7 protein-coding genes are annotated in these 11526 nt (G+C 41.7%); all 7 read left to right on the forward strand.

All coding sequences use genetic code 11. From position 1 onward, the window contains the following. The first annotated feature begins 11 nt into the window (after window positions 1–11). The 7 genes from J2X77_RS15860 (at window position 12) to J2X77_RS15890 (ending at window position 11523) form a co-directional block, all read left to right on the forward strand. Window positions 12–1433: a sialate O-acetylesterase gene (locus tag J2X77_RS15860; protein WP_310081543.1), complete on the forward strand. Its 1422-nt coding sequence runs from the start codon at window positions 12–14 to the stop codon at window positions 1431–1433. A gap of 6 nt (window positions 1434–1439) precedes the next feature. Then, window positions 1440–3764: a DUF5703 domain-containing protein gene (locus J2X77_RS15865; RefSeq protein ID WP_209578224.1), complete on the forward strand. Its 2325-nt coding sequence runs from the start codon at window positions 1440–1442 to the stop codon at window positions 3762–3764. A 271-nt stretch (window positions 3765–4035) separates the two neighbouring features. Then, window positions 4036–5112 carry an L-rhamnose/proton symporter RhaT gene (gene rhaT, locus J2X77_RS15870; protein WP_209578225.1) on the forward strand — a complete coding sequence of 359 codons (1077 nt, stop codon included), beginning with the start codon at window positions 4036–4038 and terminating at the stop codon, window positions 5110–5112. Between the two features lie 18 nt (window positions 5113–5130). Beyond that, window positions 5131–7239, forward strand: a complete 2109-nt coding sequence (locus J2X77_RS15875; RefSeq protein ID WP_209578226.1) for a bifunctional aldolase/short-chain dehydrogenase — start codon at window positions 5131–5133, stop codon at window positions 7237–7239. An 80-nt stretch (window positions 7240–7319) separates the two neighbouring features. Then, entirely contained in the window at window positions 7320–8594 is a 1275-nt protein-coding gene (locus tag J2X77_RS15880) for a TIM barrel protein (protein WP_209578227.1), read from the forward strand. Between the two features lie 13 nt (window positions 8595–8607). Beyond that, window positions 8608–9978, forward strand: a complete 1371-nt coding sequence (locus J2X77_RS15885) for an FGGY family carbohydrate kinase (protein ID WP_209578276.1) — start codon at window positions 8608–8610, stop codon at window positions 9976–9978. A gap of 240 nt (window positions 9979–10218) precedes the next feature. Beyond that, window positions 10219–11523, forward strand: coding sequence for a rhamnogalacturonan acetylesterase (locus tag J2X77_RS15890; protein ID WP_209578228.1), 1305 nt, complete (start codon window positions 10219–10221; stop codon window positions 11521–11523). Window positions 11524–11526: the final 3 nt, after the last annotated feature.

An 11526-nucleotide genomic window follows, 5' to 3' on the forward strand; every position in this document is an offset into this window, starting at 1 on the left:
ATCGTATGAAGATGAAAACTTATTTTTTTATGATCGTATTCCTATTGGCACAATTGGAGAGCCAGGCAGAAGTCCGTTTATCGGCGCTCTTCACCGATGGAATGGTGCTGCAGCAACAAAGCAAAGTACCTTTTTGGGGCTGGGCAGAACCGCAGGCAACAATAACCGTACAGACCTCCTGGAATGGACAGAAATATCAAGCGAAAGCAGATAAACTTGGCCAATGGAAAATTGTAGTACAAACACCTGTAGCAGGCGGTTCTTATCAGATCAAGGTCTCAGAAAAGAATAGCATTGAACTCCATGATATTTTAATTGGTGAAGTTTGGTTATGTTCGGGCCAGTCGAACATGGAAATGCCTTTAAAAGGCTATCCAGGGCAACCGATCCTCGGTAGTACCGAAACGATGATGGATTCCAAAGACGATCAACTGCGTATCTATACCGTGCCTCGCAATCCACAGATTCAGCCCGCAGCTCACAGTAAACCAAGTGTTTGGAAGAAAGCTGAACCGCAATCCGTGGTCGGTTTTAGTGCAACGGCCTACTATTTCGGACGGCAATTGCGCAAAACTTTAGGGGTGCCTGTTGGTTTGATTCATAGCAGCTATGGTGGTTCAACTATTGAAGCCTGGATGGAGGCATCCTGGTTGGCAGATCAGAAAGGTCTGCAGATCCCCAAAGAAGAAGAGGGCCTGAAAGATAAAAACCGTATTCCGACCATGTTGTACAATGGTATGATCCATCCTATTGCAGGATACGGTATCCGTGGCATGATTTGGTACCAAGGAGAATCTAACTACGATCGTCCAGAGCAATATGAAGTGCTATTCCCCCGGATGGTTGAAAAATTCCGTGCGTTATGGGGAAATAATAAACTTCCGTTTTATTTTATGCAAATTGCACCATTTGATTATGCTTCATTGCCGCCTTATCATGTTGGGGGAAAATACAATTCGGCCTATCTACGCGATGCACAACGTAAATCTTTGGATAAAATTCCGTATTCTGCAATGGCCGTCACCTTGGATTTGGGCGAACAGAATTGCATCCACCCATCACATAAACAGCAAAGTGGCGAACGATTGGCCTACCTAGCACTGCACGATAGCTATGGTTTTGAGACGTTAAATCTCAAAAGCCCCCTATATGAAACGTTGGAAATTAAAGGCAGTACAGCGATACTTTCTTTTAAGGATGCACCATTGGGGCTAACAGCATATGGTAAAGAAATAAAGACTTTTGAAATTGCGGGTAAAGATCAGGTTTTTTATCCTGCAGAGGCTGTTTTGAAAGGAAAGACCATTATTGTCGCGTCGCTCAAAGTTGAGGAGCCGGTGGCTGTGCGTTATGGTTTTAAAGATTTCGTTGTCGGAGAGGTGTTTGGAGCCAATGGCTTGCCCTTAAGCTCTTTCCGTACAGATGATTGGTAAATAGAAATGATGATTGAAAAACGTATTATAGGCATTATATTACTAGTAGCAACCTTCTTAAATCCAGCCTGGGCGCAAGAGTTCAACTGGAAGGACTACAATGTAACTTGGTCCAGGCAAAGCAAGAATTCATCTGAATCCATGCCTGTAGGAGGTGGAGATATTGGATTGAACGTTTGGATGGAGAACGGTGAACTACTTGTGTATTTAGGGAAGACCGGGGCATTTGACGAGAACAATACCCTGTTGAAGCTTGGCCGTATTCGACTTCGTCTCTATCCCAACCCGTTTTTGGACGGAAAATTTCAACAGGAATTGCAGTTGGAAAAGGGACACATTGTTCTGAAAGGGGAGAACAGAGGAGTGAAGGCTGAAATATTGGTTTGGGTGGATGTTTTCAATCCTAATGTCCATCTTGAAGTGAACAGCAACCGGAAGGTTAAGGTGGAAGCGGCTTACGAAAACTGGCGCTTTCAGGATCTTTTTCCAAAGAAAAAGGAAAACAATGCAAACTCTTGGAAATGGGCACCTCCAAAACCGGTAGTGACGCCTAAAGATCAGATTGCCGCGACAGCAAACCATGTTATTTTTTATCATCAAAATCAAGATACCACTGCATTTGATCTTGTCGTAGACCAACAAGGCTTGACAACAATCAAAGATTCATTATATAATCCCCTGAAAAGCCTAATTTCAGGGGGACTTTTAAAAGGAGAAGATTTTGTATACGCCGGTGAGCGTGCCGGAACCTATATGAATACACCATACCAAGCTTGGGTACTCAAAAGTAAAGCCGCAAAAACCAATCATGCACTTCAAGTTACGCTTCACGTAGGACAGCAAGCAGACCTAAAGTACTGGAAAGCGGAACTGGAAGATCTGGCTACGCCCAAACCTAGCTTTGTGTCGCTCAAACGGGCGACGGAATCCTGGTGGAAATCTTTTTGGGATAGAAGTCATATCGTTATCCAGCCTGGCTTAAAAGATCCCCATAATGAAGCTTGGCAAGTCGGCCGAAACTATCAGTTGTTTCGATTTATGCTAGCTTGTAATGCTTACGGAGATTATCCAACAAAATTTAATGGCGGTTTATTTACCTACGATCCTGTCACGATCGATAGTACGTTTACGTTCACACCGGATTTTCGGAATTGGGGTGGAGGTACCCATACCGCACAAAATCAGCGCTTAGTGTATTGGCCATTATTGAAGAGCGGTGATTTTGATCTAATGCCGGCGCAGTTTAAGTTTTATCAACGCCTTTTGAAGAATGCCGAATGGCGATCCAAATTTTATTGGGGGCACGCTGGTGCCAGTTTTACAGAACAGATCGAAAATTTTGGTTTACCCAATCCCGCTGAATACAATTGGAAACGGCCCAAAGATTTTGATAAGGGCCTCGAATATAATGCCTGGCTGGAATACGAGTGGGATACGGTGCTGGAGTTCTGCATGATGATACTGGAAACAGAACGTTATAATAAGTCCGATATTCAGACTTATATTCCGTTGATAGAAAGTTGTCTGCGTTTTTTTGATGAGCATTATCAATACCGGGCTCGGCAACGGGGTAGCAAGGTATTGGATGATGCAGGTCATCTTGTACTATATCCTGGCTCTTCTGCGGAAACCTATAAAATGGCCTATAATTCGGCAAGTACAATTGCTGCTTTACAGCAGGTAACCAAAGGATTGCTGGCATTGCCTGAGGGGTATATCAACGCTGAGTCGCGTGGTTATTTTCAGGGGTTTTTAACCAGAATCCCACCTTTGCCACAGCGTGAACTCGGGGGCAAAAAAATGCTGGCTCCAGCGCAGCTATGGGCCCGGATCAACAATACCGAATCCCCGCAGCTCTATCCTGTATATCCTTGGGGAATTTATGGTATCGGTAAAGCAGATATCGATATTGCCCTCAATACGTACACCTATGATCCCGATGTGCTTAAATTCAAAAGCTATGTTGGCTGGAAGCAGCATAATATCTTTGCTGCACGCCTTGGGTTGACCGACGAAGCGAAGCAATTGACCCTCTCGAAACTAAAAAATGCAGAACGGCGATTCCCCACCTTTTGGGGGCCAGGTTTTGATTGGGTTCCGGATCATAACTGGGGTGGTTCGGGCATGATCGGCTTGCAGGAAATGCTTTTGCAGGTAACAGATGATAAAATTTATCTTTTTCCAGCTTGGCCCAAAGATTGGAATGTGGATTTTAAACTACATGCGCCGGGGCAGACTACCGTTGAAGGAAGATTAAAGGACGGTAAATTATTGGAGCTAAAAGTTTTTCCAAAAGAAAGAGAAGCGGCAATTATCAACCTATTGCAATAGCCGCTTCGAAATTGTTAGCGAAACAACATCGCGTATTAACCCATTGTAACCATTAAATCGAGCGCTGAAAAATAAGAAAATAGACGTTTGATGCCTTGACTCCTAGGTCAATACACACGATGTCTAAAATATTAATAAAGGGGCTATCCAAGAAGATTGGATAGCCCCTTTTGTTTTTTTTTATACAAAATCGGGTCGTTCATAACAGTGCATAACAGTTCTGAAAAACCAAAGAATTATCTTAGTTGCTAAGAACCTAAATAACGTTTATATGAATGCAGTTTTCGGAGTTATATTTCATTTCATAGGCGGATTCGCTTCTGGAAGTTTTTATGTGCCGTACAAGAAAGTAAAAGGATGGTCCTGGGAATCCATGTGGATTCTAGGCGGACTTTTTTCGTGGATTATTGTTCCGCCCATAGCGGCGATGTTGACGATACCCAATTTTATTGAGATTATTAAAAGTGCGAATAACACGATATTAGGTTACACATTTTTGTTTGGTTTGCTTTGGGGCATCGGCGGTTTAACTTATGGTCTTGGTGTACGCTATCTTGGAGTATCCCTGGGTAGCAGTATTATTTTGGGCCTGAGTATGGTGTTTGGTTCTTTAATGCCCAGCATTTATTATTTTTTTAATAAAGCAGAAGGCAAGCATGGCATAGATTATTTTTTTACAACCCAATCCGGTATTTGTATTCTCCTTGGTCTTTTAGTCTGTGTGCTTGGTGTATATCTATGTGGTAAGGCAGGTGTTTCTAAAGAGAAACATATAACCTCCCTATCCACAGCGAGCAAATCCGATTATAATTTTGGTTTAGGAATTGTAGTAGCTATTGTTTCAGGGATACTAAGTGCTTGTTTCAATTTCGGGATTGAAGCCGGAAAACCCATGGCCGATGTGGCAAATACATTGTGGAAGTCTGTTAATCCAAACCAAGGCGAATTTCTTTACCAGAATAATGTCACCTACATTGTGATACTTTGGGGTGGGTTTACAACAAACTTCCTATGGTGCCTTTATTTGTTGATTAAAAACAAAACGTTTTCGGATTATACGAAATCAAAAGCACCGAGAGGCAAGAATTTCCTTTTATGTGCTTTAGCAGGAACCACCTGGTATTTACAGTTTTTCTTTTACGGTATGGGAGAAAGCCGTCTTGGAAACGGCGCTAGCTCTTGGATCCTACACATGGCCTTTATCATTCTTATTTCCAATGCATGGGGCGTAGTGCTCAAGGAATGGAAAGGTGTCGATCGTTCGACGTATCGTTCAATCATAGGAGGAATTCTAACCATTATCATCTCTATTTGCATTGTAGGGTTTGCGAAGACATTAGAAAATTAATATTTAAATATAGAAGCAGTGAAAACGTACAAACATGTCAATTATTTATGGGACGATGAGAAAGCTCAGGCACTAAGGGGTGATGAAGTAGCTTTGTTATTATATCGTTCAAATATTCTAGGTGCAGATTTAAGAATTACAAATTATGGTGGAGGGAATACATCTTGTAAAGTAGTGGAAAAAGATCACTTGACGGGAGAAGAAGTAGAGGTGATGTGGATTAAAGGGTCTGGTGGAGATATCGGAACGTTGAAAAAGTCAGGTCTGGCAGCGCTTTATTTACAACGTCTTCGCAATTTGGAAAATGTCTATCGTGGTCTTGAACATGAAGATGAAATGGTTGAGTTATTTAACCATTGTATCTATGATTTAGCATCAAAAGCCCCTTCTATCGATACACCTTTACATGGGTTTCTGCCGTTTAAACATATAGATCACCTCCATCCAGACGCTGCAATTGCGATTGCTGCGGCAAAAGATGGAAAGAAAATAACCCAAGAATTGTTTAATGGAACTATAGGATGGGTGGAGTGGCAACGCCCAGGGTTTGACCTAGGTTTGCAGTTGCGTGCTTGTTTAGAAGAAAACCCAGGTATCCGCGGTATTATGTTGGGCTCACATGGCTTATTTACTTGGGGAGATACGGCTTATAACTGTTATATCAATTCCTTGGACGTCATCGAAGCTTGTGCGGAATATCTTGAGCAAAACTATGGTAAAAAAGCGCCTGTATTCGGGGGGCAGCAAGTAACTAGTCTCAGCAAGGAAGAAAGAAATGCACAAGCAGCCAAACTCGCTCCTGTTTTAAGAGGTTTTTGTTCCAGTGAGCGCCACATGATCGGGCATTTTACAGATGATGAGCGCGTATTGGAATTTATCAATTCAAATGATTTAGAACGTTTGGCTCCGCTTGGTACCAGCTGCCCGGATCACTTTTTAAGAACGAAAATTCAGCCATTGGTATTGAATTTGGATAAATCACAAGATTTAGACAACGTGGAGGAGTTAAAAGCAAAGTTAACGCCCTTATTTGACGAATACCGTGAGATGTACGCGCAATATTATGAAAACTGCAAACATGAAAATAGCCCAGCAGTGCGGGATAAAAATCCGGTAATTGTTCTATACCCTGGAGTAGGAATGTTCGCATTTGCGAAAGACAAACAGACAGCACGCGTAGCAGCAGAGTTCTATACCAATGCAATCAATGTTATGAAAGGAGCAGAAGCAGTGAGTGAGTACACCGCTTTGCCCCGTCAGGAAGCATTCGATATTGAATATTGGTTATTGGAAGAAGCCAAGCTTCAGCGTATGCCAAAGCCAAAAGCTCTGTCAGGGAAAATTGCTTTGGTCACTGGAAGTGGGGGTGGTATCGGTAAAGCGATTGCAAAAAAGATGGCACAAGAGGGGGCTGTTATCGTGTTAAATGATATCAACACAGAACGTTTGGAGTCAAGCAAAGCCGAGTTTGTAGCCGAGTTTGGAAAAGATGCAGTCATCGCTACGAGCCTCGACGTAACCAATGCGAATTCGATCAAAGATGCTTTGAAAGATGCTACGCTAGCATTTGGTGGTATTGATATTGTGGTCAACAACGCCGGATTATCGATTTCGAAAACAATCGAAGATCATACGGAGAACGATTGGGACTTATTATATAACGTACTGGTAAAAGGTCAATTCCTTGTTACTCAAGGAGTGACTTCATTATTAAAAGGCCAAGCAATCGGCGGTGATATCATCAATATTGTCAGTAAAAATGCCTTGGTCAGTGGTCCAAATAATACAGGATATGGAAGTGCAAAAGGCGCACAATTGCATTTAAGCCGTTTATGTGCTGCCGAATTAGGTCCGGCAGGCGTACGCGTGAACGTGGTTAACCCGGACGCCGTTATTTCAGACAGTAATATTTGGGCCGGCGGATGGGCCGAAGGTCGTGCTAAGGCTTATGGTATCACGGTAGCCGAATTGCCGGCCTATTATGCAAAGCGAACTTTATTGAATCAGATCATTCTTCCGGAGGATATTGCGAACGCTTGTTTCGCCTTTGTGGGTGGACTGTTGAGCAAATCTACAGGGAATGTTTTAAACGTTGACGGAGGTGTTGCAATGGCGTTTGTACGCTAATTTTTATATCTTAGGTGTCGCGTTCAGAAAGGGAAATATGGACGCGACACCTCACATTTTTACACAATAACCATTAAATTATGATTCTGGATAAGAAAATTATAGATCAGCACAATAACCAATTATTAGATAAGCATAAAAGGGCATTTGACTACGTGTCGGCAGATATTCCACAGTTAGATGAAATGCTGAATAAACTTCAAAAATTTCAAATTGCCATACCAAGCTGGGCATTAGGTACAGGTGGAACGCGTTTTGGTCGTTTTTCTGGCGCAGGTGAACCCGGTACTTTAGAGCAAAAGCTAGAGGATGTTGGCTTGCTGCATGCGCTCAACAAATCGAGTGGAGCAATTTCGATGCATATTCCCTGGGATATTCCATCAGATGCAGAAAAAATTAAAGCATTGGCATCTTCCCTAGAAATCGGATTTGACGCAGTAAACTCCAATACGTTTCAAGATCAATCAGGTCAGGAGCATAGTTATAAATTTGGTTCATTACATCATGTCGATCCAAGAGTTCGTCAGCAAGCAGTAGATCATAACATCGAAGTTATCAATTATGGTAAAGCTGTCGGTTCTAAAGCCTTAACAGTTTGGTTGGCTGACGGATCATCTTTCCCAGGACAATTGAATTTTAGAGAGGCTTTTCAAAATACCTTATCAAGCCTACAAGAAATATATAAACATCTACCCGAAGACTGGAAACTTTTTGTTGAGTACAAAGCATTTGAACCCCATTTCTACTCCATGACGATTGGCGATTGGGGGCAATCCCTGCTGTTGGCCAATAAGTTAGGCTCCAAAGCGTATACACTGGTTGATTTGGGACACCATCTGCCAAATGCAAACATTGAACAAATTGTCTCTTTATTGTTGATGGAAGGCAAATTAGGTGGATTCCATTTCAATGATAGTAAGTATGCAGATGATGACCTGACAGCAGGTAGTATCAAGCCATATCAACTCTTCTTGATCTTTAATGAACTGATCGATGGTATGGATGTGAAAGGTATTGATCATGCCAGCGGATTGGGATGGATGATTGATGCCTCGCATAATCTGAAAGATCCACTGGTAGACCTTTTACAGTCTGTGGAGGCCATTAAGATTGCTTATGCTCAAGCATTGTTGGTCGATCGAAAGGCATTGAAACAGGCGCAGCAAGCAAACGATATCGTGAAGGCACAGGAAATCCTGCAGGATGCATTCCGTACCGATGTCAGACCGCTTGTTGCAGAAGCAAGACGTAGAAGTGGAGCGGCGCTGAATCCCGTTCAATTATTTAATGAAGAAAATTTACGGGCCAAACTTATCGAAGAACGCGGAAAGAATTCCGTCGCTACCGGTTTGTAACGAGGGAAAAGGAATGAGGGGAAAACCAATACCAGTAGTCGCCATATTCGACGTTGGAAAGACCAACAAAAAGTTATTTCTCTTTAATGAGCAGTATCAGATTGTTTTCGAAAGGTCTGCCCGTTTTTTAGAAACTACTGATGAAGATGGTGATAGTTGCGAAAACCTGGAGAGTTTACGTTTGTCCGTTTTCGATTCCTTGCACGAGGTATTTCGAAAAGGCGAGTTTGAAATTAAAGCGATTAATTTTACGTCCTATGGCGCAAGTTTCGTCTATATTGATAAAGATGGTCGGCCTTTAACGCCATTATATAACTACTTGAAAGAATATCCAAAGAAATTGTTGGATTCTTTTTATGCACAGTATGGCGGCAAAGATACCTTAGCGTTGGAAACCTCGTCTCCGAGTTTGGGAAGTCTAAATTCTGGATTGCAGATCTATCGTATATTTAAATTAAAGCCGGCAATATATAAGGAGGTGAAATGGGCATTGCATCTTCCGCAATACCTGAGTTATTTGATTTCAGGGCAAGCATATTCTGATATGACAAGTATAGGTTGTCATACCGCACTTTGGGATTTTAACCAAAATAATTACCATCACTGGGTGCTTGATACAGGCATTATTCAAAAAATGGCACCTATTGTGCAGGGTGACCAATTGTTCAGGGCAACATTTCCTGGCAGTGGTTATCTTGTAGGCAGTGGGCTGCATGATAGTTCTTCGGCTCTCATCCCATACTTGTTGAATTTTCATGAACCTTTTGTGTTGATTTCAACGGGTACCTGGTGCATTTCATTCAATCCATTTAACGAACAACCGTTGACTAAAGAAGAGCTGAATGAAGACTGCTTACAATATATGACTTACACCGGTAAACCAGTTAAAGCGTCACGCCTATTTGCGGGTTATGAACATGAAGAACAAGTCAAACGTATTGCAAATTTCTTTCAGGTTTCAACGGGCAAGTTCAAGCAAATTGGGCTGCAATGGAATATTATAGAAAAATATCAAGCGTTAGATATATCGGATGAGCTGTCGGCTTTTTCATCCATTGATTTGAGCCATTTTAATGATTATACCGAAGCTTATCATGTTTTTATGATGCATTTGGTAAAAGCACAGATCAAAGCAACCTCTTTGGTGTTACAGAACAACGGTGTTCAACGCATATTCGTTGATGGCGGATTTAGTAAAAATATAATATACATGACGCTATTGGCCCAAGCTTTTCCAAATAGTGAGGTTTTTGGAGCGTCAATGGCACAGGCTACGGCACTAGGAGCTGCCTTGGTCATTCATGAGCATTGGAATACGCAGGCTATGCCAAATGACATGATCGAGTTGCGCTATTTTAGGGCCAAACAGCAAACGCATATATAAAAGGTAGTTTGTGCAAATAAGAATCTAGTTTTTTTTTATTGGTTATCGTGAAAGGTCAGGCACTTTGTTGTCTGGCCTACTTTTTATTTTCTAGCGTATGAGCAAATAACCAGTAAGAGTTTATCGCCACTTTAACAATATTAAAAAGGGATTCCAAACGGGGAGTAAAGTCCTGAACAGTTGGCGAGCAGGAAGAACTGGGAAAATTAAATTTGAGATTCCAAATTATAAAATTTAAAGATGAAGAAAGTTGCAACGGTTGTTTTTTTTGTCCTGTTCTGCCGGGGCTTGTTCGCCGAACAGATTGTGAAGGAATTTAGCTTTGGTGATACTAAAAAACAGCGGGCTGTAGTTGCGCTAAAGGAAGCCCTCCCGTATACGGAGGCCAAAGGGTATGGCTTTGAATTTTTTACAGAAAAAAATGTAAGAATCGATCGAAAGAGTAAACATCTTTTTAGCGATAAACCATTCTACTTTTCTGTGAAAGTTCCTGAAGGGAATTATAAAATTACGATTAGTTACGATGGCTTAAGCGATAAACCCTACCAAAGCACGGTGCGGTCAGAATCGCGTCGCTTACAAATAGAAAATCAGGAAGTAGTGCCAAATAAATGCGTACAGAAAACGTTCATCGTACATCTCAAAGATCCCAAGATCTCATCAGGCGGAAGGGTGGAATTGAAGAAGCCCCGGGAGCAGCAAAAGTTAGACTGGGATGATAAGTTGACTTTGGAGTTTCAGCAAACGAATTGTATTTCGGCTATTCGCATTGAAGCGATGAGCAATGTCACAACGGTCTTTTTAGCAGGAAATTCTACGGTCGTGAATCAAGAAGATGAGCCATGGGCTTCTTGGGGACAGATGATTCCCCGCTTTTTTGATGCAGGCGTTGCTATTGCTAATCATGCCGAATCTGGGTTAGCATTAAGTTCGTTTTTATCCTCAAGAAGATTGGAGAAAATTTTATCTGTAGCCAAAAAGGGAGATTATCTATTTATCGAATTTGGGCACAATGATCAAAAGCAAAAGGGAGAAGCTGCTGGAGCATATAAAGGTTACAGTGAACGATTGCGTTATTTTGTCAATGAATTTAGAGCAAAGGGTGGTATTCCCGTTATTCTCACTTCGACAGCACGACGTTTATTTGATCAACAGGGAAATTTAGTTCATACTTTAGGAGACTTTCCAGATGCTGCACGTAAAGTTGCGGCAGAACTTCAAGTCCCTTTGATCGACCTTAATAACAAGACCAGTATATTTTATGAAGCATTGGGCGTTGAAGGTTCCAAGAAAGCATTTGTTCACTATCCCGCTTCTACTTTCCCAAATCAGGAAAATGCATTGGCTGATAATACCCATTTTAACCCGTATGGTGCTTATGAGATTGCAAAAATGGTATTAATGGGAATTAAAGAAAATAAGCTTGTTATGTCCGGTAATATGGTAGATTTTAACGGGTTTGATCCATACCACCCCGATGATTTTAAGACTTGGTATTGGCCTCCAAGTTTGATCAATAGTGTTATAAAGCCAGATGGCAATTAGTTT

The sequence above is a fragment of the Sphingobacterium sp. 2149 genome, from assembly GCF_031455655.1.
Lineage (GTDB): Bacteria > Bacteroidota > Bacteroidia > Sphingobacteriales > Sphingobacteriaceae > Sphingobacterium.